Origin of the sequence: Pseudomonas viridiflava, assembly GCF_003702045.1 — a bacterium.
Lineage (GTDB): Bacteria > Pseudomonadota > Gammaproteobacteria > Pseudomonadales > Pseudomonadaceae > Aquipseudomonas > Aquipseudomonas viridiflava_C.
The window spans coordinates 125457-148126 of record NZ_RBTP01000031.1 but is presented as its reverse complement, the minus strand read 5'-3'; the positions used below and the strand labels follow the sequence as shown (position 1 = coordinate 148126).

Annotated in this window: 22 protein-coding genes; 7 read left to right on the top strand and 15 right to left on the bottom strand. The window is 56.7% G+C overall.

Annotated features, from left to right (window positions below; translation table 11 throughout):
• The 3 genes from ALP40_RS10625 to ALP40_RS10615 all read right to left on the bottom strand — a co-directional run bounded on the left by ALP40_RS10625 (position 1) and on the right by ALP40_RS10615 (position 3259).
• A complete protein-coding gene (locus tag ALP40_RS10625) occupies positions 1-756 on the bottom strand; it encodes a DeoR/GlpR family transcriptional regulator (RefSeq protein ID WP_122208234.1) in 756 nt (251 codons plus the stop codon).
• 98 nt (positions 757-854) lie between these two features.
• Positions 855-2360 (bottom strand): glycerol kinase GlpK, encoded by a 1506-nt coding sequence (glpK, locus tag ALP40_RS10620; protein ID WP_122208233.1) that lies wholly within the window; start codon positions 2358-2360, stop codon positions 855-857.
• Between the two features lie 29 nt (positions 2361-2389).
• The gene (locus ALP40_RS10615; protein ID WP_122208232.1) at positions 2390-3259 is read right to left on the bottom strand and encodes an MIP/aquaporin family protein; all 870 of its coding nucleotides are present in this window, start codon (positions 3257-3259) and stop codon (positions 2390-2392) included.
• Between the two features lie 351 nt (positions 3260-3610).
• Here ALP40_RS10615 and ybaK point away from each other — a divergent pair, with 351 nt between their 5' ends.
• Positions 3611-4081, top strand: a complete 471-nt coding sequence (gene ybaK, locus ALP40_RS10610) for a Cys-tRNA(Pro) deacylase (RefSeq protein WP_122208231.1) — start codon at positions 3611-3613, stop codon at positions 4079-4081.
• A 9-nt stretch (positions 4082-4090) separates the two neighbouring features.
• Here ybaK and ALP40_RS10605 read toward each other — a convergent pair whose 3' ends face one another.
• Both ALP40_RS10605 and argF read right to left on the bottom strand, forming a co-directional pair.
• The gene (locus ALP40_RS10605) at positions 4091-5167 is read right to left on the bottom strand and encodes an ABC transporter ATP-binding protein (RefSeq protein WP_122208230.1); all 1077 of its coding nucleotides are present in this window, start codon (positions 5165-5167) and stop codon (positions 4091-4093) included.
• The gene (argF, locus tag ALP40_RS10600) at positions 5164-6084 is read right to left on the bottom strand and encodes an ornithine carbamoyltransferase (protein ID WP_122208229.1); all 921 of its coding nucleotides are present in this window, start codon (positions 6082-6084) and stop codon (positions 5164-5166) included. Before argF ends, ALP40_RS10605 begins: the two co-directional genes overlap by 4 nt.
• 436 nt (positions 6085-6520) lie before the next feature.
• Between argF and ALP40_RS10595 the strand changes: the two genes are divergently transcribed.
• From ALP40_RS10595 to grxD, 3 genes are all read left to right on the top strand, one after another.
• Positions 6521-6814, top strand: a complete 294-nt coding sequence (locus tag ALP40_RS10595; RefSeq protein WP_122208228.1) for a hypothetical protein — start codon at positions 6521-6523, stop codon at positions 6812-6814.
• 133 nt (positions 6815-6947) lie between these two features.
• Positions 6948-9056: a molybdopterin oxidoreductase family protein gene (locus ALP40_RS10590; protein WP_122208227.1), complete on the top strand. Its 2109-nt coding sequence runs from the start codon at positions 6948-6950 to the stop codon at positions 9054-9056.
• Positions 9057-9143: 87 nt separating this feature from the next.
• A complete protein-coding gene (gene grxD / locus ALP40_RS10585; protein ID WP_122208226.1) occupies positions 9144-9470 on the top strand; it encodes a Grx4 family monothiol glutaredoxin in 327 nt (108 codons plus the stop codon).
• Between the two features lie 112 nt (positions 9471-9582).
• On the opposite strand, the gene bfr is transcribed toward grxD, so the two are convergent.
• From bfr to pyrC, 4 genes are all read right to left on the bottom strand, one after another.
• Positions 9583-10053, bottom strand: coding sequence for a bacterioferritin (gene bfr / locus ALP40_RS10580; RefSeq protein WP_122208225.1), 471 nt, complete (start codon positions 10051-10053; stop codon positions 9583-9585).
• Between the two features lie 201 nt (positions 10054-10254).
• Positions 10255-10473, bottom strand: a complete 219-nt coding sequence (locus ALP40_RS10575; RefSeq protein ID WP_122208224.1) for a bacterioferritin-associated ferredoxin — start codon at positions 10471-10473, stop codon at positions 10255-10257.
• A 194-nt stretch (positions 10474-10667) separates the two neighbouring features.
• Positions 10668-11345, bottom strand: a complete 678-nt coding sequence (gene rnt, locus ALP40_RS10570) for a ribonuclease T (protein WP_122208223.1) — start codon at positions 11343-11345, stop codon at positions 10668-10670.
• Positions 11342-12385, bottom strand: coding sequence for a dihydroorotase (gene pyrC, locus ALP40_RS10565; protein WP_122208222.1), 1044 nt, complete (start codon positions 12383-12385; stop codon positions 11342-11344). Before pyrC ends, rnt begins: the two co-directional genes overlap by 4 nt.
• Positions 12386-12531: 146 nt before the next feature.
• Here pyrC and ALP40_RS10560 point away from each other — a divergent pair, with 146 nt between their 5' ends.
• Together ALP40_RS10560 and ALP40_RS10555 are read left to right on the top strand one after the other, a co-directional pair.
• The gene (locus ALP40_RS10560; protein WP_122208221.1) at positions 12532-13434 is read left to right on the top strand and encodes an OmpA family protein; all 903 of its coding nucleotides are present in this window, start codon (positions 12532-12534) and stop codon (positions 13432-13434) included.
• A 132-nt stretch (positions 13435-13566) separates the two neighbouring features.
• Entirely contained in the window at positions 13567-14784 is a 1218-nt protein-coding gene (locus ALP40_RS10555; RefSeq protein ID WP_004881872.1) for an argininosuccinate synthase, read from the top strand.
• Between the two features lie 63 nt (positions 14785-14847).
• Here the strand turns inward: ALP40_RS10555 and ALP40_RS10550 are convergent, their stop codons facing one another.
• Both ALP40_RS10550 and ALP40_RS10545 read right to left on the bottom strand, forming a co-directional pair.
• Positions 14848-15138, bottom strand: a complete 291-nt coding sequence (locus ALP40_RS10550; RefSeq protein WP_122208220.1) for a hypothetical protein — start codon at positions 15136-15138, stop codon at positions 14848-14850.
• Positions 15139-15787: 649 nt separating this feature from the next.
• The gene (locus ALP40_RS10545; RefSeq protein ID WP_183136027.1) at positions 15788-16315 is read right to left on the bottom strand and encodes a hypothetical protein; all 528 of its coding nucleotides are present in this window, start codon (positions 16313-16315) and stop codon (positions 15788-15790) included.
• A 1203-nt stretch (positions 16316-17518) separates the two neighbouring features.
• Here ALP40_RS10545 and ALP40_RS10540 point away from each other — a divergent pair.
• Complete coding sequence (locus ALP40_RS10540) at positions 17519-18145, top strand: response regulator transcription factor (protein ID WP_004881876.1); 627 nt, start codon at positions 17519-17521, stop codon at positions 18143-18145.
• A 149-nt stretch (positions 18146-18294) separates the two neighbouring features.
• Here the strand turns inward: ALP40_RS10540 and ALP40_RS10535 are convergent, their stop codons facing one another.
• From ALP40_RS10535 to metG, 4 genes are all read right to left on the bottom strand, one after another.
• Positions 18295-18477: a PA3496 family putative envelope integrity protein gene (locus ALP40_RS10535; protein ID WP_122208218.1), complete on the bottom strand. Its 183-nt coding sequence runs from the start codon at positions 18475-18477 to the stop codon at positions 18295-18297.
• 106 nt (positions 18478-18583) lie between these two features.
• The gene (gene nth, locus ALP40_RS10530; RefSeq protein WP_122208217.1) at positions 18584-19222 is read right to left on the bottom strand and encodes an endonuclease III; all 639 of its coding nucleotides are present in this window, start codon (positions 19220-19222) and stop codon (positions 18584-18586) included.
• 87 nt (positions 19223-19309) lie between these two features.
• Positions 19310-20356, bottom strand: coding sequence for an electron transport complex subunit RsxB (gene rsxB, locus ALP40_RS10525; protein WP_122208216.1), 1047 nt, complete (start codon positions 20354-20356; stop codon positions 19310-19312).
• 114 nt (positions 20357-20470) lie between these two features.
• Positions 20471-22513 (bottom strand): methionine--tRNA ligase, encoded by a 2043-nt coding sequence (gene metG / locus ALP40_RS10520; protein WP_122208215.1) that lies wholly within the window; start codon positions 22511-22513, stop codon positions 20471-20473.
• Positions 22514-22670: the final 157 nt, after the last annotated feature.

Below are 22670 nucleotides of genomic sequence, written 5' to 3'. Positions count from 1 at the left end.
TCAAACCACCTCAAGTCGAATCTTGTGCTGGTTCAGCAACTGCTGCAGCGCAGGCACCGGTGGCTGGTCGGTGACCAGGCAATCGATCAGGGTAATCGGCCCCAGTCTGACCATCGCATTACGGCCGAACTTGCTGGAGTCTGCTGCCAACAACACCTTGCGCGCATTGGCAATGATCGCCTGTGACACCCGCACTTCCTGATAATCGAAGTCCAGCAGGCTACCGTCTTCGTCGATGCCGCTGATACCCACCAGTGCGAAATCGACCTTGAACTGCGAGATGAAGTCGACGCTGGCCTGACCCACCAAGCCGCCGTCACGGCGCACGTTGCCGCCCGCCAGCAGGACCTCGAAATCATCCTTGGCGCTCAAAATCGAGGCGACGTGCAGGTTGTTGGTGATGATTTTAAGGTTGTTGTGGTTGAGCAGGGCGCGGGCGATGGATTCGGTGGTGGTGCCGATATTGATGAACAGCGAGGCGTTGTCGGGGATTTGCGCTGCGATGGCTTCGGCAATCCGCTGCTTTTCATCGCGCATCTGGTCCGCACGCATGGCGTAGGCGGTGTTTTCGATGCTGGAGTCATAGGCTGCGCCACCGTGGTAGCGGCGCAGCAGGTTCATTTCCGCAAGCTGGTTGATGTCTCGACGGATGGTTTGTGGGGTCACGACGAACAGCGTCGCCATTTCATCGATGCTGACGTAGCCGCGATCACGGACCAGTTCGAGGATCTGTTGTTGGCGGGGAGGCAGGTTCATTGTTTTTCCTTGGGCGCCCACTGCAAATGGCGCCCATCATGCCGCAGGGACCTAGGCCCTGTCAGCCGGAAATCCTGCTCCTCGCCAGAGCGGCAGGCTTACTCCTCGTTTTCGTGCGGTTCCCAGTCACGGGTACGGGCGACGGCTTTCTGCCAGCCTGCATACAGCTTCTCTTTATGCGTTTCTTCGCACAGTGGTTCGAAGACACGCTCGATCACCGCTTTGTTGCGCAGCTCATCCAGGCTGCTCCAGAAGCCGATCGCAAGGCCTGCCAGGAATGCCGCGCCCAGCGCTGTGGTCTCGCGCATCTGCGGACGCTCTACGTGCGTACCGAGAATGTCCGCCTGGAACTGCATGAGGAAGTTGTTCGCCACTGCGCCGCCATCCACGCGCAGGGATTTGAGGCGCTCGCCCGAATCCTGTTGCATGGCGTCCAGTACGTCACGGGTCTGATAAGCGATGGATTCCAGCGCCGCACGGATGATGTGATCGACTTTCACGCCTCGGGTCAGACCGAACAGCGCGCCGCGTGCGTACGGATCCCAATAGGGGGCGCCGAGACCGGTGAAGGCCGGGACGAGGTACACACCGTTGCTGTCCTTGACCTTGCTGGCGAAGTACTCGGTGTCCAGCGCGTCGTTGATGATCTTCAGTTCGTCACGCAACCACTGCACGGTCGAGCCGCCGTTGAATACTGCACCTTCCAGCGCATAGGCCACTTCGCCACGCGGGCCGCAACCTATGGTGGTGAGCATGCCGTGGGCCGATTTCACAGCTTTCTTGCCGGTGTTCATCAGCAGGAAGCAACCGGTGCCGTAGGTGTTTTTTGCCTGGCCCGGCTCAACGCACATTTGGCCAAACAGGGCGGCCTGCTGGTCGCCCGCGATGCCAGCAATCGGGATGCCGCTCTTGCTGTGGCCGTAGACCTCGGACGACGCCTTGACCTCCGGCAGCATCTCACGCGGGATGTCCAGCACGTCGAGCATGCGCTGATCCCATTCCAGCGTATGGATGTTGAACAGCATGGTGCGCGAGGCGTTGGTGTAATCGGTAACGTGAACCTTGCCGCCAGTGAATTTCCAGATCAGCCAGGTATCGATGGTGCCGAACATCAGCTCGCCTTTGCGGGCGCGCTCGCGGCTGCCTTCGACGTTGTCCAGAATCCACTTGACCTTGGAACCGGAGAAGTAGGGGTCGATGACCAGACCGGTCGTGTCCTTGATGTATTCCTCAAGCCCGTCGCGTTTGAGCTGCTGGCAGATTTCGGTGCTGCGGCGGCACTGCCAGACGATGGCGTTGTAGATCGGGCGGCCGGTGTCGCGCTCCCAGATCACTGTCGTTTCACGCTGGTTGGTGATACCGATGGCGGCGATCTGATTGTGATGCAGATCGGCCTGGGCCAGGGCCTTGGTCATGCACGCGGTCTGGGTGGCGAAAATTTCCATCGGGTCATGCTCGACCCAGCCTGCCTGCGGGTAATGCTGAACAAACTCGCTTTGGGCAGTGCTCACCACGTTGGCATCGCGATCGAAGATGATGGCTCGCGAGCTGGTGGTGCCCTGGTCAAGAGCAATGATGTAATTCTTGTTCTGTGTGTCAGTCATGTCGATTGCCTTGCATTATTGGGTGGAGTTCAAGATGACGTCTGAGCTTTGCCACGAACCACGTTGGTGTCTTTACGGGTGTCTTTTTCAGTTTCTAGAGGCGCGGCGCTTGGCAGATGACGCGCGATCAGCGCGCGGTAGCCGGCAGCACCGAGGCACGCCCCCAAAATGGGCGCAAAAATCGGAACCAGGAAATAAGGTATGTCGCGACCGCCGGTAAATGCTATCTCACCCCAGCCAGCAATGAACGTCATCATTTTGGGGCCGAAATCGCGCGCAGGGTTCATGGCGAAGCCGGTCAGGGGCCCCATCGCGCTGCCGATCACCGCCACCAGCAGGCCAATCAGCAGCGGCGCCAGTGCGCCACGTGGCAGGCCGTTGTTGTCGTCGCCCAGCGCCATGATCACGCCCATCAGAATGGTGGTGATGACGGTTTCGACCAAAAAGGCCTGGCCTACGGAAATGGCGGGGTTGGGGTAGGTCGAGAACACCGACGCCAGCTCAAGGCTCTGTTCGCTGCCGCGAATGATGTGGTGAGCATGTTCGAAGTCGAAAAAGAGGCTGACGTACAGCAGGTACACCAGGCCTGCGCCGCAGAAGGCACCAGCAATCTGGGAAGCGATGTAAAAGGGCAGCTTTCGTTTCTCGAATCCACCGAAAAGGCTGAGCGCGATGCTGACAGCCGGATTGAGATGAGCACCGGAAATGCCCGCGCTCAGGTAAATACCCATGCTGACGGCCATACCCCAGATGATGCAGATTTCCCAAAGTCCAAAAGAAGCACCCGCGACCTTGAGCGCTGCAACGCATCCGGTCCCGAAAAAAATCATCAGGGCGGTGCCCAGAAATTCAGCAGTACATTGTCCGGTCAGCGTCGGTTGTTTTAGTGCGATGGTCATGAATACCTCATTTTTGTTTTTGTCGCGGCACCGTATGCAGGCACGGTTGCTCTTTATTCGGCGTATCAGAATCCTGACGATTCTGACCACTGGTGCGAGTTATACCGAAAAAGAGCGTTCGTTAATATTCGTAAACGAAAAAATATAGACAAGAAAGAACGCTGTCAAAGGTCGGAACTGAACGGTCACTGAAGGAAATCAGTAATCCCTCTCCACTGTGGCTGAATGTGTTTCGTAAGAATTGGCTGCATGGGTTTAAATTGCCATCATTGTTGAACGCACCGCCTGGCAAGGCGCGTCTCGATTATTTGACTTAAAGTAGCAGTCGCCATGATCTGTCCGGAGTGATAAATGACCCCCGCCTTGGATTTGCTGAAAAAAGTTCGCGCCGAACACCGCATTCACAGTTACGAACACGATCCGAAAGCAGCTTCGTACGGCCTGGAGGCAGCGGAAAAGCTGGGTTTGGAACCTGAGCGTGTGTTCAAGACACTGCTGGCCAGTACCGAAAAGGGCGAGTTGCTGGTAGCGGTGGTGCCGGTCGTCGGAACACTGGACCTCAAGGGGTTGGCGCAGGCGGCAGGGGTCAAGAAAACCGAGATGGCCGATCCGGCCGCAGCGCAGCGCTCCACTGGCTACTTGCTCGGGGGTATCAGCCCGCTGGGGCAGAAAAAGCGCTTGCGCACGTTCATCGACAGCACCGCTCAACCGTTTGAAACGATTTTCGTCAGTGCAGGGAGAAGAGGGCTGGAGGTGGAGTTGTCAGCGGCGGTATTGGCTGCGCACACCCACGCTACGTTCGCGTCCATCGGCCGTGGGTGAGTCGGCGGATCAGTCGCTGACGTGATGCGCGGCGACACTGCCGGCAGCCGGAAAAAGAACCAGATGCTCAGCCGCGACGGTGATGCCGACTTCCTCGCCCGTCATGTGATCGGCATGGCTGGGAAAGATTGCTTCAAGCTGGCTTCCAGTCGGCAATTGCAGACGATATAGCGTTGCCGCGCCCTGGAATGTCCGGCCAATGACCCGCGCTTTCAACGCGCTTTGCGGCGCATGGTTGATGTCGTCAGGCCTCAGCAGTACGTCCACCGTGCTGCCGCTGACGCCTGGGTAGGCCCGATTGCCCTGTAGCACGCCCAGTTCGGTCTGGACCGATTGCGGGTCGATCATCTGGCCACGAATGAAATAACCCTGGCCAATGAAGCTGGCGACGAAAGGGGTCTGCGGTTCGTGATACAGGTTGTAAGGCGTGTCCCATTGTTCCAGCCGGCCTTCCTTGAACACACCAACATGGTCGCTGACGGCAAACGCCTCTTCCTGATCGTGGGTGACTAGAATCGCGCTGGTGCCTCGGGCCTTGAGGATGTCGCGCACCTCGTGGCTCAGGCGTCGGCGCAGCTCGCCGTCCAGATTGGAGAAGGGTTCATCGAGCAACAGCAGTTGCGGCTCCGGAGCCAAGGCTCGAGCGAGTGCGACGCGTTGTTGCTGTCCGCCTGACAGCTCATGGGGGTAGCGTTTGCCCAGACCGACGAGGTTCACCAGCTCCAGCAGTTCGCGTGTCACCTGCCCAAGGCGCGGATGCTTGCGAATGCCGAATGCGATGTTTTCCTCAACACTCAGGTGGGGGAACAGGGCGTAGTCCTGAAACACCATGCCGATGCGGCGCTTTTCCGGTGCCAGCGTCCAGCCGGGGCGGGAGATGACTTCGCCCGCCAGGGTGATGTCTCCAGCATGAACCGGTTCAAAGCCTGCGATTGCCCGCAGTGTCGTGGTCTTACCGCAGCCTGAAGAACCCAGCAGGCAGCCAATGTCGCCCGCGTTGAGGTGCAGATTGAGATCCTGCACCACGCGCTGGTTGTCATAGCCGCACGCCAGATTGCGCAGGCTTAGCAGCAAGGCCTGACTCATGCAGGCTGACAGGACGGGGCCACGAGAAACTCCAGCAACGCCTTTTGCGCATGCAGGCGGTTCTCGGCCTGATCCCACGCCACGGAGCGCACGTCGTCCAGCAGATCCGCACTGATTTCTTCACCGCGGTGAGCGGGCAGGCAGTGCATGAACAGCACGTCCTTGTCGGCGAGGTCGAGCAGGGCACGGGTGACCTGAAACGGCGCGAACAGCGCCATGCGCTTGGCGGTTTCCTCTTCCTGCCCCATTGAAGTCCAGACATCGGTACTGACCAGATGCGCGCCTTCGACTGCCGCCTTGGGGTCGCGGACGACGCTTACCCGATCACCGGCCAAGGCCATGAATTCGGGGTTGGGTTCGTAACCCAGCGGGCACGCGACACGCAACTTGAAGTCGAACCGGATCGCCGCTTCTATATAGCTGTTGCACATATTGTTGCCGTCACCGATCCAGGCCACGGTCTTGCCTTTGATTGAGCCACGGTGTTCCAGGAACGTTTGCATGTCGGCCAGTAACTGGCAGGGGTGCAAATCGTCGGAAAGCCCGTTGATGACAGGCACGCGCGAATTGGCGGCGAATTCGATCAGGTTGCTGTGGGCATAGGTACGGATCATCACCGCGTCGAGCATGCGCGACATGACCTTGGCGCTGTCGGCAATGGGCTCGCCACGACCCAACTGGGTGTCGCGGTGGGACAAAAAGATGGCTTGTCCACCCAGCTGGATCATGCCGGCTTCGAAGGAAAGACGGGTACGTGTCGAGGATTTCTCGAAAATCATCCCGAGGACCCGGTTTTTCAGAGGTTCAAAAAGCACGCCGCGATTTCGCAGGTCTTTAAGCTCTACGCCACGACGGATCAGGCCCAGCAGTTCGTCTGGGGTGTAATCCATCATCGAGAGAAAGTGCCTGGCGTTCATGATTAACTACCTTTATTGCAACAGACCGCAGGGTTTCAAAGCCGGGTTTTATCGAGAAAACGGGCGAACGCTGCGGAGAAAGCCGCGCAAGGCGACGAATAAGAGAGGCGCGATAGTATAAAAAAATGTCGCGTCTTACCAATAGCATGCTCGATTTCGAGCGGCCGATTGAACGGGGTGCGGGTGCCAAGCCCAGGAATAATCCTGCGTTGCGTTGAAAACCGGCTACGCTCAGGCAGGCCAATAGCCGGTGCGTCCCTTTGCAAAGGCAGCATTTGTACACTGCCCAAACAGCGCTTGGCAATTAGTACCCATCCTGTAACAGTCCCGTGTCTTATGCGACGCGCTTCACGCAGTTGAAACAAGAACCGTTTCCTTAACCTCGGCGGTAGGTTATAAAGCGTCGGTGGCACCTTCATTGTTCGGGAGATTGGGAATGGACTCAAAAGAGCGTCAACTAACGGAATTGCTTGGGCTTACAGCCCGGACCTTGACCCACCTCACAGCCTCCATGACCTCGATGTCCTTCGAGCTCCTTCGCAGCGAAGATGAAGTGACGCGCACCGCTGGCCGACGCATGATCGACCGAATGGCGACCATCAGCTCGGGACTGGATGAACACTGGCGCCTGATCGGTGATCTGACCGGTGTGCATCTGGCGCAGGAGCAGATTGAGACGGTGACTGAAATTCAGTTGCAGCGCAAAACGGTTGCCCCGATCGTCAGCTGATGCTCAGTGTCCATCCGTCGGCCTGATGGGCCTTGATTCATAGTGCGAAGCCGGGTGGCGCAGCCTACGTCCGCGCACCATAGTGATGATTCCGCAATCGATGAGATTGCCATGACAACACTACGAGGCTGCGATGACCCGGACCGAACACCACCGTGCCTGTCATCTGTGTGAGGCCATTTGTGGCCTGACCATCGAAACGACCACTGAGCCTGATGCCGCGCGAAAGATCACGTCAATCAAAGGTGATCCGCTCGACAGCTTCAGTCGCGGCCATATCTGCCCTAAAGCCGTCGCCCTGCAAGATATCCAGAACGATCCTGATCGCCTGCGTCAGCCCATGCTGCGCGAGGGCGATCAATGGAAGCCGATTGCCTGGCAGGAGGCTTTTGATCTGGTCGCCGAGCGCCTGTTTGCCATTCAGCAACGCGAGGGGCAGAACGCGGTCGCGGTGTATCAGGGCAACCCCAGTGTTCATAACTACGGCTTGATGACCCACAGCAACTATTTTCTCGGCCTGCTCAAGACGCGCAACCGCTTTTCCGCCACGTCCGTGGACCAGTTGCCTCACCACCTGACCAGCTTTTTGATGTATGGGCACGGCATGCTGCTGCCGATTCCGGATATTGATCACACCAATTTCATGCTGATTCTCGGCGGCAACCCGCTGGCATCGAACGGCAGCATCATGACCGTCCCCGACGTGGAAAAACGTTTGAAGGCCATTCAGGGACGTGGAGGCAAAGTGGTAGTCGTCGATCCTCGGCGCAGTGAAACCGCAGCCATTGCCGATCAACATGTGTTCGTACGTCCGGGCGGCGACGCAGCGTTACTTTTCGGGTTGCTTAATACCCTGTTCGAAGAGGGCCTTACCCGCGAAAGCCACCTGCCGGTCGATGGGCTCGATCAGGTGCAAGACGCCATTGCCGGATTCAGTGCCGAAGCGATGAGTTCACGCTGTGGCATCGCCGCTGAGCAGATTCGCCAGCTCGCACGGGATTTCGCCGCAGCCGACAAGGCGGTCTGTTATGGCCGCATGGGTGTGTCCACTCAGGCCTTTGGCACTCTATGCCATTGGTTGGTGCAGCTCATCAATCTGGTGACCGGCAATCTGGACCGTGTCGGCGGGGTGCTGTGTACTCAGCCGGCTGTGGACATCGTTGGCTCGACCTCGGGTGGCCATTTCAATCGCTGGCAGAGCCGAGTGTCGGGGTTGCCTGAGTATGGCGGTGAGCTGCCGGTTTCAGCGTTGGCTGAAGAGATGCTGCATGAAGGGGAGGGGCGCGTGCGTGCGTTAGTTACCGTTGCCGGGAACCCGGTTTTGTCGACACCCAACGGGCGGCAGCTGGAGCGGGCGCTGGACGGACTGGCGTTCATGGTCAGCATCGACCTGTACATCAACGAGACGACACGCTATGCCGACCTGATCCTGCCATCCACATCCGCATTGGAAAACGATCATTACGACACCACTTTCAATACCCTGGCGGTGCGTAACGTCACCCGCTTCAATCGAGCCGTTTTCGACAAGCCCGAAGGCGCGTTGCACGACTGGGAGATATTCGTCGGTCTGGCCACGGCATTTGCGGCCAAGGCCGGGAAAGAATTGAAGCCGACCTTGCCGCCTGCCCAAATGATCGATCACGGTTTGCGCAGCGGGCGCTACGGTGACGCGTCTGAGCACAAACTCTCGCTGACGACCCTTGCCGACCATCCACATGGTCTGGATCTGGGCGCATTGCAACCCAACCTGAGCGCGCGTCTGAAGACCCCCAATGGTCATGTTCAGGCTGCACCCGAGGTCATCATGGCCGACCTGGCACGCTTCAAGGCGTCGCCCGAGCCTCAGGTGGACGAATTACTCTTGATCGGCCGTCGGCACGTGCGCAGCAACAATTCATGGATGCATAACTATCACCGCCTGGTGAAGGGCAAGCCGCGCCATCAGTTGTTGATGCATCCTGATGACCTGAGTAGCCGTGGCTTGAGCGATGGCCAGCAAGTGCGCGTCACTTCGCGGGTCGGCATGATCGAGGTTCAGGTGCTGGGCAGCGCGGACATGATGCCGGGCGTTGTCAGCTTGCCACACGGCTGGGGCCATGCACGTAAAGGTGTGCGCATGGGCATTGCGCAAAACCAGCCTGGCGTCAGCGCCAATGACCTGACCGATGAGCGTCAGCTCGATGCACTTTCCGGCAACGCGGTGCTCAATGGTGTACCGGTGCAAGTCGCCGCCTGTTGAACCCAAGACAGAGCGTATGGGGCGGGATTCCGTTACAATGCGCCACCGTGCCGACAACTGAGTCGGAAAATTCAGCCGAGGTGCTTCATGGATATCATCGAAACAATCAAAGAGCAGATTGCCAACAACACTATTCTGCTTTACATGAAAGGCGCTCCTAACGCGCCACAATGCGGCTTTTCGGCCAAGGCTTCCCAGGCGTTGATGGCGTGTGGCGAAAAATTCGCTTACGTTGACATCCTGCAGAACCCTGAAATCCGCACCAACCTGCCCAAGTACGCCAACTGGCCAACGTTCCCGCAGCTGTGGGTGGCCGGTGAACTGGTTGGCGGTAGCGACATCATCACCGAGATGATGGCTGACGGCTCGCTGCAAGAGCTGGTCAAGACTGCGTCGGCCGCCAAGGCCGAGTAAGACGATGTCGTGAGGAATCGGTGGTAACAGCCGATTCCTTGCACGGTTTTACAGACAAGAAAAAGCCCGCTCTCGACAGAGGCGGGCTTTTTCTTTGCAGCGGATCGACGTATCAGTCGCCCATCTGCGATTGCAGGTAGTTTTCAATACCCACTTTGTCGATCAGACCCAACTGCGTTTCCAGCCAGTCGATGTGCTCTTCCTTGGACTCGAGGATGTCTTCCAGCAGCTCACGGCTGCCAAAGTCGCCAACGGTTTCGAAGTGAGCGATGGCGGCTTTCAGATCAGCCAGGCCTTTTTGTTCGATCTTAAGGTCACACGCCAGCATTTCCTGGGTGTGCTCGCCGATCAGGATTTTGCCCAAATCCTGCAGGTTAGGCAGGCCTTCCAGAAACAGGACGCGCTTGATGATCTTGTCAGCATGCTTCATCGCGTCGATGGACTCGTGATACTCATGCGCACCGAGCTTTTTCAGACCCCAGTCTTCGTACATGCGCGCATGCAAAAAGTACTGGTTAATAGCGACCAGCTCGTTTCCGAGGATCTTGTTGAGATGCTGGATGACTGTAATGTCGCCTTTCATGTTCGCGGTCCTGCCGATGGCTTGTGTATATAAGCGGCGAGTGTGATCTGCCCCAAGAAGTCTGTCAAACCTAAGTTATTGAATAATAAGTGAATTTAAATAGGAATAAGAATGTTTGAGTTCCGCATCTTGACGCTAAGCGATTGAATTACAGGCATAAAAAAACCGGACATCAAGTCCGGTTCTTTGAAAGAGGGGGATTCAGGCCGCTGTAAATTCTGTCGTGTAACCCAGCGCAGCATGACTGCTTTGCAGCTCGGTCAGCGTATCACGCACCACTTCCTTCGCCAGGCAGGCACATTTTCCGCATTTACTTGCAACACCCAGCGTCTCGCGTACTTCACGATAACTGCAGCAGCCTTCCAGAATCGCTTCCCGGATTTGACCGTCAGTAACACCTTGGCAGAGACATACATACATAAGCTATGGACCATCGCTGGTTTATGGCTGGGTGATCCGGAGCTTAATGGTAATGAGAATGCTTGTCAAAACTGTTTTGGGTTCGATTCAGGTAGGGCGATGAGTGGTAGCGCATGCTTGCGACCGTGGCCGTTTATGAATCATGGGCATGAAAAAACCGGCACAAGGCCGGTCTGTTCATTGCTGGACGCGATTCAGTCGTCGAAGTCTTCCCAGCCGCCCATTTCCTTCCAGCGGTTGACGATGCCGCAGAACAGCTCGGCCGTCTTTTCCGTGTCGTAGCGGGCCGAATGGGCCTCGCGGCCGTCGAAGTCGATACCGGCAGCCTGACAGGCTTTGGCCAGTACGGTTTGACCGTAGGCCAGGCCTGCAAGCGTTGCGGTGTCAAAGCTTGAGAACGGGTGAAATGGGTTGCGTTTCATATCCAGGCGAGCGACGGCTGCGTTGAGAAAACCCAGGTCGAAGCTGGCGTTGTGGCCGACCAGCACCGCGCGCTTGCAGCCGTTGGCCTTCAACGCCTTGCGCACGCCACGAAATATATCGTTCATGGCGGTCTCTTCGCTGACAGCCATGCGCAGTGGGTGATCGAGTTTGATGCCGGTGAACTCCAGCGCAGCCGCTTCGATGTTCGCGCCTTCGAAAGGCTCCACGCGGAAGAAATGAGTGTGTTCCGGGAACACGAAACCTCTTTCGTCCATGCCGATGGTGACGGCTGCAATTTCCAGCAGTGCGTCGGTTGCGGAGTTGAAGCCGCCGGTTTCTACGTCGATGACGACCGGCAGGTAGCCGCGAAAGCGGGCCGCCATCGGGTGACGAGAACCAACACCGCCGCCATGACCTTCCAGTTCGTCGTCGAAATTATCTTCACTCACGCGTTTTCCTCCAGGCGCCAGCGCAGTTTTTCACCTGCGCGCAGCGGTATTACGGACAACTCGCCAAACGGCAGGCTGGCGGGGGCAGTCCACTCCTCACGCACCAGCGTGATGGTGTCCTGGTTGGCAGGCAGACCGTAGAACGCAGGACCGTGAAGGCTGGCGAAGCCCTCCAGTTTGTCCAGAGCATTACGTTGCTCAAAGGCTTCTGCATACATTTCGATCGCAGCGTAAGCGGTGTAGCAACCGGCGCAGCCGCACGCCGCTTCCTTGGCATGCTGGGCATGGGGAGCGGAGTCGGTGCCCAGAAAGAACTTGCCATTGCCGCTGGTGGCGGCGTCCAGCAAGGACGTCTGATGGGTATTGCGCTTGAGAATCGGCAGGCAATAGAAATGCGGGCGAATACCGCCAACCAGCATGTGGTTGCGGTTGTAGAGCAGGTGGTGCGCAGTAATGGTCGCGGCAACATTGGCCGATGCCTCGTTGACGAACTGCACCGCCTCGCCGGTGGTGATGTGTTCGAACACCACTTTCAGCGTCGGGAAGCGTTCGACCACACGACGCAAGTGCTCATCGATGAACACTTTCTCGCGATCGAAGACGTCAATTTCTCCACGGGTGACCTCGCCGTGCACCAGCAGCAGCATGCCGACTTCGGACATGGCTTCAAGGGCAGGGAAGATCTTGTCGATGCTGGTCACACCCGAATCGGAATTTGTCGTGGCGCCGGCCGGATACAGCTTGGCGGCGTGGACAAAACCGCTGGCCTTGGCCGTGCGAATGTCTTCGGGCGTTGTCTGGTCGGTGAGGTAAAGCACCATCAACGGCTCGAAGCGGCTGCCGGCAGGGCGTGCAGCGAGAATACGCTGACGATAGGCATCGGCTTGCTGGGCATTGCGAACGGGCGGCACGAGGTTGGGCATGATGATGGCGCGGCCAAAGGTGCGCGCTACGTCAGCGACGGTATGGGGCAAAACAGCTCCGTCACGGAGATGGATATGCCAGTCGTCGGGACGCAGAAGGGTCAGGCGGTCAGACATTGGGGATTCCAGGCGGGTCAAACTCGCAGGGAATGCTACCGGAAAAGACTCTCTCAGGCACTCGCTATCAAGTTTTGTAGGAAGTTACCGATAGCACGACATAGAAACCGTATTTCGTTTCACGATCATTTCAAGTGGAGCCTCCCGTGCGCCAGCGATATCTAGCCCTGCTCAGCGTGTTCGCCAGCCTTCCAGCGATGGCTATCAATTTCCAGACGCGTCTGGAAAGCATCGAGTGGAAAGTGGAAGGCGATCAGTTCGAGTGCCGATTGACTCAGCCAATCACCGACTTCGGTGTGGGTGAGTTCGTGCGTCGCGCGGGCGAGCAGGCTACGTTCCGGCTCAAGGCGTCCTACAACATGCTGGGCAATGGCTCTGCGACTCTGCTAGCTGCGGCCGCGCCCTGGCAGCCGGGTCGGGGCGACATTAACCTGGGTTCAGTGCGCGTCAGCAACGGTGAAATACCGTTCAACACGTCTCATGCCCAGGCGGGACGGCTTATCAGCGGGTTGATGGAAGGGCGTACGCCACTGATTCGCCATTACTCTCGCGACGGCGGACAGATGGAGGTTCGCCTTCTGCCAGTCAAGTTCAGCAAAGCGTTCGCCGACTATCAGGCCTGTACGGCAAAGCTGTTGCCGATGAATTTCGATCAGGTCAAACAGGCTGAAGTCGGTTTTCCTGGCGGCGGCATCGAATTGGACAACGCGGCCAAAGCACGTCTGGACAACATGGTCGCCTACTTGAAGGCAGATCCGACGGTCAACCATATCGAGCTAGATGGCCATTCGGATAACAGCGGAAACCGTCTGACCAACCGTGACCTGTCACGTCGCCGCGCGCTGGCCGTCATGGATTACCTCAAGGCTCAAGGCATCCCGGAGCAGCAGATCACCTTGCGTTTCCACGGCGAGCGGTATCCGTTGGCGCCCAACACCAATAATGCCAATCGGGCACGCAACCGCCGCGTGAACGTAAACCTTGAGCGTGTCGCGCCTGAAGAAAAGCCCGTGCCGGTTGCCTCCGCAAGCGCTGCGCGCACATCCTGATACTCCTCACCTTTCTGTCCCGAGGCTGACAAAACCTGTCGCCTCGTCGTCACAAGCTGTCGCGCCCCTGTAAATTTTCTGCTTTGAACGGTAGAATCGTCGGTTTTCCGTACAACGCGGTGGAGTAATGGCATGGCGGACGTAAACAAGGTAGTTCTCGCGTATTCCGGTGGTCTGGATACTTCGGTAATCCTTAAATGGCTGCAGGACACGTACAACTGCGAAGTGGTGACTTTCACCGCTGACCTGGGTCAGGGCGAAGAAGTCGAGCCTGCACGCGCCAAGGCTCAGGCGATGGGCGTCAAGGAAATCTACATCGACGATCTGCGCGAAGAATTCGTACGCGACTTCGTATTCCCGATGTTCCGCGCCAACACCGTCTACGAAGGCGAGTACCTGCTGGGCACCTCCATCGCCCGCCCGCTGATTGCCAAGCGTTTGATCGAAATCGCCAACGAAACCGGCGCTGACGCCATTTCCCACGGCGCAACCGGTAAAGGCAACGACCAGGTACGTTTCGAACTGGGTGCCTATGCACTCAAGCCGGGCGTGAAAGTGATCGCTCCGTGGCGCGAATGGGATTTGCTGTCGCGTGAGAAGCTGATGGACTACGCCGAGAAGCATGGCATTCCAATCGAGCGTCACGGCAAGAAGAAGTCTCCGTACTCGATGGACGCCAACCTGCTGCACATCTCTTATGAGGGCGGCGTGCTGGAAGACACTTGGACCGAGCACGAAGAAGACATGTGGCGTTGGACCAAGTCTCCAGAGGACGCGCCGAACGTCGCGACCTATCTGGAACTGACCTATCGCAATGGCGACATCGTCGCGCTGGATGGCGTTGAAATGACGCCCGCGACCGTACTGGCAACCCTGAACCGCATCGGTGGCGAGAACGGTATCGGTCGTCTGGACATCGTGGAAAACCGTTACGTGGGCATGAAGTCTCGTGGCTGCTACGAGACGCCAGGCGGCACCATCATGCTGCGCGCCCACCGTGCGATCGAATCGATCACCCTGGACCGCGAAGTCGCTCACCTCAAGGATGAGCTGATGGCGAAGTACGCCAGCCTGATCTACACCGGCTACTGGTGGAGCCCTGAGCGTCTGATGCTGCAACAGATGATCGACGCTTCCCAAGCACACGTGAACGGCGTTGTGCGCCTGAAGCTGTACAAGGGCAACGTGATCGTCACCGGTCGCAAGTCCGACGATTCGCTGTTCGATGCCAATATCGCAACCTTCGAAGACGATGCGGGCGCTTACGATCAGGCAGACGCAGCAGGCTTCATCAAGCTCAACGCTCTGCGTATGCGCATTGCTGCGAACAAGGGTCGCAAGCTGTTCTGATGTGATTGCTGGTTTAAAAGTGCAGCCCTGCAAGGGCTGCACTTGAGCAGGTCGGTCGAGCGTTCAACCCGGTTGGTGCTCAACCCTCATTCCCTCTTGATCCTCGCTGTTGTGCTGCGTTCTTCCATCATAAGTTCGTGGTTCGCTGATGCGTTTCTCTGAAAGCCCGAAGGGCGAACTCAGAAATTTCATCAGGTCACTTTTCTCCAGGCTGTAACGTTTGAGCAATGCTCGCAGTTTTCTTTCAAATACCAATTCGTCTAAAAATCGCTCCTCTTTGCTGAGTGCTTCAAGTCGCTCAATGTGTGCATTGAGCTGTTGCTCAATTGCCCGGTACTCTTTCAATTTCGACATGGTATGTCCCCTATAACAGATTGTGTTGAATTACTTTCAGGCTGTCTTTATGCAGGTGCGGCGGAATTTCTGTGGCCGTGCGCGTATGTTCTCTGTAGCTGCTTATCAGGTGGTACGGCGTGCGACAGTGCGCTCAACCTATAAAGCTGATTGCTCTTCTATGGAGTCAGCGCAAAGATGCTAAACACGCTTTTAATGTGTTCTGAAGAAATGGGGTATTTAGACCTTGGCGTGGGTTGAACAAGTCTTCAGTTTAATAAAGCGTTTCTGCTTGATGGGGAAAGGCGGTGAAATCATTCGGGGGGTGCCCTTTGTAATAGCGTAGCGCTGTGACAGCGGCCCTCGGTGCGATTGCCGCCATGAAAAGTTATCGAAAGACCTATGACAACTATCAAATGCTTCATTACTCGTCTCGTGTTGAACGTCTGTTATGCACATTCAATGCAGCAGCTTCGATGCACGTCAGTGTGCGCTTCAATCACGCAAACCGCGCAACACCTGTATGACAGTCGCTTTTTACATGCATCATCTTGCGCGCTTGCATTAAATGTATATTTTATTTCCACGCGCCATGTGAAGGCGTGCGGTGCAGGCGCTCAAGTGGCCTTGGCGTGGACAATTTGGTTTCCGTATTGGCCGTCCATTGTGCTCACGGTGTATCGACGTCCCGTTCCTGCCTGAGGTCGAACCTGTAGGCCTTGCTGAGCCCCCACACCTGCCTCACACTCAGCCCCAGAGCGTGTGCAATCTCCGATGCGGTGTAACCGAGGCTTGAATAATGCATCGCGTGGCCTGCAACCACGTCGTCTATAGCGTCTGCGTCGCAGCGTTTTTTCTTCATGAGGTGGGCAACCGATCGGCTGCAGTTTATGCTGACGCCGTGGTCGGAGGCTAACTTGCGAATGTCTTTTTTATTCATCCGTAATGAGTATTGAAGTGAAGGAAAGCCAGCGCCTTTAGCCACCAGCCCTTTCAAGACTTCTACTTTAGCCATGCGTTCAGCGTCAGCGTCCACGACCGCTTTACTGTGAGCGGTCATAGAGGCTGATGAAGGGGCTGTTTCATTGTTGGCCACCTTCGAGATCACGCCACCGTTGGCCACAAATACTTCGACTGCTGCAGTCAGGTCGAGGTCGGTAGGGTCTTTTGAAGATGAGCGAGAAGAGGGTTTGTTCATGGTCTGTCCCTGTGTGAACATGGTGATACACGTGAGCGCGCCACAAGAACGGCCAGGCCCGTGCCGGTACTGTCAAAAGCCGATACGCCTGACCGCTCATGTTCATCTTGTCCATGTGCTATCGGTTTTAATCAATAAAGTTTATTGAGGATTTGATGAGGTTTCATTAAATGGCCTCGTGTGGTTCATACCCTTAATAGACGCCGTATTAACGGTCTAATTAATGATTTGTCGTTAAAAAAGTAGCGAGTGGTAATAGAATTTGCAAGTGAAAAAAGCAGGTGTTGCATGAATGGTCTTGGGTGCTTTGGAAGGGTCTTACATGTTCTTATCTGTCGTCTGTGAGTTTTGTAGTATTTTTCCTATTCGACTCTCTGGCTATGGATTTGTAGCGAGATATAGTATTAGCTTCCTGTCGAATGAGCCATCTTCAATGTGAAAGGTCAGAGTGATCTTGGGCTTTAGTAAGAAAAGGCGATAGATATGTCTGTATGCTTTATTGTCGAATGACGGTATAAATAGACAGGTTGCATGCAATCTGTTTTTGGTTAGGGTCGGTCAAACAAGCGTATGCTTGTAGGAAAGTTCTGATTTTGTTGTGCTCGGATTCCTTAAGTATGTATATATGTTTAAAAACTGTTTTTCTGTGTAATTTTTAAAGGGGGTTGTACGTTGATCTCTGAATGCAAGAAATGCTTGTGAAGGCCCACTCCGTTGGGTGAGGCATGTTTAACTTGTCTGGTAGTTTGGAGGGGATTCAGCGCGGATGCTTATGTCTGGATCGCTGGATCAGACGCTGTGCTAATGCCCGACCACTGAGTAGTGGCACTAAGCTATTTTCGTGTTTTTTCAGCGTTCTCTTCTAAAGCGTTGCAATGACAGGCCAAATTAATCTAATGGCCCTTTCTGGTCAGGGGGCAAACACAATGCCTGGTTTAGACACGGCGTAAAATTTTACCGGCACTGGTGATGCTCTAGTCCGCTGCTCTCGGTCGTTATACTGTTATCGAATTCCGAAAAGGAAAGCTCTGTGAAAAAGATAAAAAAGAGCTCGTTCGTATCGAGTTTTGTAGGAATATTCTGCTGTAACTGTATGAATGGTCTTTGGCTGTTAGTCCCCAGGGGGGAGCGCCATGCAAAGCACTAAACGACTAAGCTATTGTGCTGACTCTGAAAATTCGAATAGCGAAAATTGGACTGCTCATGAATAAAGTGCTGATCGTGGATGATCATCCTGTCATTCGCCTCGCTGTGCGCATGCTGATGGAGCGTCATGGCTACGAGGTCATTGCGGAAACCGACAACGGAGTGGACGCGTTGCAACTGGCCCGTGAGCATTTGCCGGATATCGTCATTCTCGATATAGGCATCCCTAAGCTCGATGGTCTTGAGGTCATTGCTCGCCTGTCGGCCATGACACTGCCTTTCAAGGTCCTGATTCTGACGTCCCAGGCTCCAGGCCATTTCTCCATGCGCTGCATGCAGGCGGGCGCTGCGGGGTACGTCTGCAAACAGCAGGACCTTACCGAATTGCTGAGCGCTATCAAGGCGGTGCTGTCGGGCTACAGCTATTTCCCCAATCAGGCATTGCATACCGTTCGCTCGAGCATGGGCAACGCCAGCGAATCGGAGATGGTTGATCGTCTTTCAGGGCGAGAGATGATGGTGTTGCAGCAACTGGCCAGAGGTAAAACCAACAAGGAAATTGCAGACGGCATGTTTTTGAGCAATAAGACCGTCAGTACTTACAAAACGCGGCTGCTGCTCAAGCTCAATGCGCATTCGCTGGTCGATCTGATCGAACTGGCACAGCGTAACGGATTGGTCTGAGGCGTCGCAGGGCGGCTGGTCTAGCGCCAACCAAAAGGTTATTGAGCAATATCGTGAGCATACATTCCTGAAAGCGAAACACAGCCTCTTCTCGCGAGGGGCTTTTAAGCTGGCGCGTCAAGGCGTCAGCAGGACGCTCGCTTCAGTCGTCAAAGGTCGAAGTCGTAGTCTGCCAATTGCTTCTGCAAGCGTCGTTCTTCAAGAAGGTTGTCGATGGTTCGCCGTTTGCTCAGGTTAGTCTTTGCCGGCTCCACGGCAATCGGCTCAGCCTCGTCGGTATCAACCGCTACGAACTCATCGTCGACGTCTAATTGCTCTTTGCCAGTACTCATAACATTGACTCCGGGCTTCCGCTCTATTGGCGGTTCTTATATCGACAAACCCGTAGCCGGTAAAAAAGATTTTTTCAATCGATAGTCCCTCTGGAAGCTATTTGAATCAATCGTCAGAAGTTTTGAATTTGTAGTCGCAGAGGTCTTCGATCCGGCAGCTGCCGCAGCGAGGCTTGCGCGCCTGGCAGACGTAGCGGCCGTGGAGGATCAGCCAGTGGTGGGCATCCAGCAGATAATGCCTGGGCACAAACTTCATCAGTTGCTTTTCTACCTCGACGACATTTTTGCCAGGTGCGATACCGGTGCGATTGCTCACCCGAAAAATATGCGTATCGACAGCCATCGCGATCTGACGGAAGGCGGTGTTGAGCACAACGTTTGCTGTTTTGCGGCCGACACCGGGCAGCGCTTCGAGGGCTTCACGGGTGTCGGGTACTTCACCGCCGTGAAGCTCCACCAGCAATCGGCAGGTCTCAATGACGTTCTTCGCCTTGCTGTTATACAGGCCAATGGTCTTGATGTACTCCGATAGCCCTTCGACACCCAATGCATGAATCGTCTCGGGCGTGTTGGCCACGGGGTACAGCCGCGCAGTCGCTTTGTTGACGCTCACGTCAGTCGCCTGTGCAGAGAGAATGACCGCTATCAGCAGCTCGAACGGCGTGGTGTACGCCAGCTCGGTTTTGGGCTCTGGGTTGTCCTCGTGGAGCCTGCGGAAGATTTCCAGGCGTTTTGCAGCATTCATGGGCGAAGCGTTTCCTTGAGGTAGTCTGAGGAGCCAACTCGGTAATTTGCCACCGTACTGCTCGTGTTGCCAAACGAAAGCACGCTATCAGCTTCGTCTGGATGTCTGCTTGGACACGGCGAGCGCTTTCTCGGCTGCATCAAGCGTGTGACCGGCAAGTAGCACGGCTTCTTCCAGTACCGCCAACTGCTCCGCCGTGGCATTGGCTGCCTGCCCCTTGTTGAGGGCGGCGCGTGCCATCGCCTGCTGGATTCTGGCACGCTTCACCGCGCTGTCGTCCGGCTTGGCTACGGGTTTGGGGCGCGCAGCCACCGGCAGCGACAACAGCGCTTCCAAAGCCTGTTCTGCAACTTCATATTCCTGCTGCAACTCCACCAGTCGTGCGGCTTGTTCGGCGATGGGCGGATGACCGAAAGCTTTCAGCGACTTGTTCAATTGCGCACGACTCATGGCAAGCGTGATGCGTGCTTTCTTGATTGCCTCGTCGTGGGTGCCCGATTTCTCAGGCTGAACGCGTGCCAGGGCGGAGCGGGAGGCCTCTGAGCCTGGTGCTGTTTTCTGTGTGCGCGCGATTCGCTCTGCGTGTCGTCGATCCTGTTCCCGTTGCAGTCGCAGGTTGCGCGATTCGAATCGTTGGCGGGCACGATTGCGTTTGTGCGAACGTTGCTGTTGCTGCTGCGCGTCAAGAGCCACATCCCCGACGATGGGTATGACGGCCATCGAGCTTGTCTGCGGCAGCGACAGCGGACGCATGTCGATGCAGTCGACAGGACAGGGCGCTACACACAAATCGCACCCTGTGCATTCGTCGATGATCACGGTGTGCATCAATTTAGCAGCCCCGACGATGGCGTCGACCGGGCACGCTTGAATGCACTTGGTGCAGCCGATGCATTCGGCTTCGCGAATGAAGGCGACTTGAGCAGGTGCGGCCCCGCGTTCGGTATCGAGCGGTAAAACCGGGGTTGCCAGCAGGCTGGCCAGTTGCGCAATGGTTTCATCGCCACCAGGCGGGCATTTGTTGATCGCCTCACCGCTGGCAATGCCCTGCGCATAAGGTTTGCAACCGGGGTGCCCGCATTTGCCGCATTGGGTTTGCGGCAAAAGAGCGTCAATGTGCTGGATCAGGTTCATGCTTGTGCCGGTAACGAACAGGTTCTAGCCAGTATGGCCAGGTCAATCAAATGATTGGATACGCAAAAGCCCGGTATCCGCACGTTATGAGCGGATACCGGGCCTTTCGGTGCCTTACTTGATGCGCTGGCCAGGCTTGGCGCCGCTGTCCGGGCTGAGCAGGTAGATTTCTTCGCCGCCAGGGCCTGCAGCCATCACCATGCCTTCCGAAATGCCGAAGCGCATTTTGCGCGGCTTCAGGTTCGCAACCATCATGGTCAGACGGCCTTCCAGCTCACTGGGGTTCGGATACGCGCTTTTGATGCCGGAGAACACGTTGCGCTGTTCGTCACCGATGTCCAGCGTCAGGCGCAGCAACTTGTCTGCGCCTTCCACGTGTTCGGCCTTGAGGATCAGGGCGACACGCAGGTCTACGGCCGCGAACGCATCGAATTCTATCTCCGCTGACAGAGGATCCTTGGCCAGTTCGCCGTTGCCTTGAGGCGCGGTGTCGGTGACGCTTACAGCCAGATCTTCCCTGGATGCAGCTGTCATTGCTTCTACCTTGACCGGATCGACGCGGGTCATCAGCGCAGAGAACGGGTTGAGCGTGTGGTCGGCCAGCAGCGTCTTGTGGTCATCCCACGTCAGGGGCTCGACGTTGAGGAACGCTTCGGCGTCAGCCGCCAGCTTCGGCAGCACCGGTTTGAGGAAGATGATCAGTTGGCGGAACAGGTTGATGCCCAGCGCGCAGACGGCCTGTACTTCATCCTGTTTGCCTTCCTGCTTGGCCAGGGCCCAAGGCGCTTTTTCAGCGATATAGGCATTGGCGCGATCGGCCAGGGCCATTGTTTCACGCATGGCGCGAGCGAAATCGCGTGCTTCATAGGCCTCGGCGATGCTTGGCGCGGCGGCCAGGAATGCGTCGGTCAGCTCGGGCGCAGCGTTGCCCGAAACCATCACCCCGGCGTTGCCCTTATGAATAAAGCCGGCACAGCGGCTGGCGATATTCACGACCTTGCCGATCAGGTCCGAATTGACCTTCTGGACGAAGTCTTCCAGGTTCAGGTCCAGATCGTCCACGCCACGGCCCAGTTTGGAGGCGTAGTAGTAGCGCAGGTATTCGGGTGACAGTTGCTCAAGGTAAGTACGCGCCTTGATGAATGTGCCGCGGGATTTCGACATCTTCTGGCCGTTGACGGTCACGTAGCCGTGGACGTTGACGGCGGTCGGCTTGCGCAGGCCTGCACCTTCCAGCATGGCTGGCCAGAACAGGGCATGGAAGTTGACGATGTCCTTGCCGATGAAATGGTACAGCTCGGTGGTTGCGTCCTTGCCCCAGTACGCGTCGAAATCCAGGTCCGGACGACGTGCGCACAGGTTCTTGAAGCTGGCCATGTAGCCGATAGGTGCGTCCAGCCACACGTAGAAGTATTTGCCCGGCTCGTCAGGGATCTCGAAACCGAAGTAAGGCGCATCGCGGGAGATGTCCCACTGTTGCAGGCCACTGTCCAGCCATTCGGCGATCTTGTTGGCGACGGCTTCCTGCAGGGCTCCGCTGCGCGTCCAGCTTTTGAGCATGGCATCAAAGGCCGGCAGGTCGAAGAAGAAGTGCTTGGAATCCTTGAGCACAGGTGTCGCGCCGGAAATTGCCGATTTCGGGTCTTTCAGGTCGGTAGGGGCATAGGTCGCGCCACACTTTTCGCAGTTGTCGCCGTACTGATCTTCGGTGCCGCACTTCGGGCAGGTGCCCTTGATGAAGCGGTCAGCCAGGAACATCTTCTTTTCGGGGTCGAAATACTGCGTGACCGAGCGCGTTGCGATATGCCCGGCATCGCGCAGGCGGGTGTAGATCATGCTCGACAGCTCGCGGTTTTCATCTGAGTGCGTCGAGTGGAAGTTGTCGAAATCCACCAGGAAGTCGGCGAAGTCGGCGCTGTGTTCGGCCTTCACGTTGGCGATCAGCTGTTCCGGGGTGATGCCTTCCTTTTCAGCGCGCAGCATGATCGCCGAGCCATGAGCGTCGTCTGCGCACACGTAGGTGCATTGGTTGCCGCGGTGCTTCTGGAAGCGCACCCACATGTCGGTCTGGATGTACTCGAGCATGTGGCCAAGGTGAATGGAACCATTGGCATAGGGCAGGGCGCTGGTAACGAGAATCTTGCGTGGCTCGGACATGGGGCTCGGCTACTTGAATTGGAACGGAGGTCGGCCACTATAAAGGTCTGAGCATTTTTTTTCACCTCGCGCCGCCGTAGGAATGCGCCCGGATGTGCAGTGAAACCATGTCGGCGCACGACAGAACAGGTAGGATAGCCGCCTGTTTTAGTCAGTC

Excerpts from the sequence above, each read along its gene's own strand:
- ALP40_RS10625 (WP_122208234.1), bottom strand. The coding sequence starts at position 756 with ATGAACCTGCCTCCCCGCCAACAACAGATCCTCGAACTGGTCCGTGAT.
- glpK (WP_122208233.1), bottom strand. The coding sequence starts at position 2,360 with ATGACTGACACACAGAACAAGAATTACATCATTGCTCTTGACCAGGGC.
- ALP40_RS10615 (WP_122208232.1), bottom strand. The coding sequence starts at position 3,259 with ATGACCATCGCACTAAAACAACCGACGCTGACCGGACAATGTACTGCT.
- ybaK (WP_122208231.1), top strand. The coding sequence starts at position 3,611 with ATGACCCCCGCCTTGGATTTGCTGAAAAAAGTTCGCGCCGAACACCGC.
- ALP40_RS10605 (WP_122208230.1), bottom strand. The coding sequence starts at position 5,167 with ATGAGTCAGGCCTTGCTGCTAAGCCTGCGCAATCTGGCGTGCGGCTAT.
- argF (WP_122208229.1), bottom strand. The coding sequence starts at position 6,084 with ATGAACGCCAGGCACTTTCTCTCGATGATGGATTACACCCCAGACGAA.
- ALP40_RS10595 (WP_122208228.1), top strand. The coding sequence starts at position 6,521 with ATGGACTCAAAAGAGCGTCAACTAACGGAATTGCTTGGGCTTACAGCC.
- ALP40_RS10590 (WP_122208227.1), top strand. The coding sequence starts at position 6,948 with ATGACCCGGACCGAACACCACCGTGCCTGTCATCTGTGTGAGGCCATT.
- grxD (WP_122208226.1), top strand. The coding sequence starts at position 9,144 with ATGGATATCATCGAAACAATCAAAGAGCAGATTGCCAACAACACTATT.
- bfr (WP_122208225.1), bottom strand. The coding sequence starts at position 10,053 with ATGAAAGGCGACATTACAGTCATCCAGCATCTCAACAAGATCCTCGGA.
- ALP40_RS10575 (WP_122208224.1), bottom strand. The coding sequence starts at position 10,473 with ATGTATGTATGTCTCTGCCAAGGTGTTACTGACGGTCAAATCCGGGAA.
- pyrC (WP_122208222.1), bottom strand. The coding sequence starts at position 12,385 with ATGTCTGACCGCCTGACCCTTCTGCGTCCCGACGACTGGCATATCCAT.
- ALP40_RS10555 (WP_004881872.1), top strand. The coding sequence starts at position 13,567 with ATGGCGGACGTAAACAAGGTAGTTCTCGCGTATTCCGGTGGTCTGGAT.
- ALP40_RS10550 (WP_122208220.1), bottom strand. The coding sequence starts at position 15,138 with ATGTCGAAATTGAAAGAGTACCGGGCAATTGAGCAACAGCTCAATGCA.
- ALP40_RS10545 (WP_183136027.1), bottom strand. The coding sequence starts at position 16,315 with ATGAACAAACCCTCTTCTCGCTCATCTTCAAAAGACCCTACCGACCTC.
- ALP40_RS10540 (WP_004881876.1), top strand. The coding sequence starts at position 17,519 with ATGAATAAAGTGCTGATCGTGGATGATCATCCTGTCATTCGCCTCGCT.
- ALP40_RS10535 (WP_122208218.1), bottom strand. The coding sequence starts at position 18,477 with ATGAGTACTGGCAAAGAGCAATTAGACGTCGACGATGAGTTCGTAGCG.
- nth (WP_122208217.1), bottom strand. The coding sequence starts at position 19,222 with ATGAATGCTGCAAAACGCCTGGAAATCTTCCGCAGGCTCCACGAGGAC.
- rsxB (WP_122208216.1), bottom strand. The coding sequence starts at position 20,356 with ATGAACCTGATCCAGCACATTGACGCTCTTTTGCCGCAAACCCAATGC.
- metG (WP_122208215.1), bottom strand. The coding sequence starts at position 22,513 with ATGTCCGAGCCACGCAAGATTCTCGTTACCAGCGCCCTGCCCTATGCC.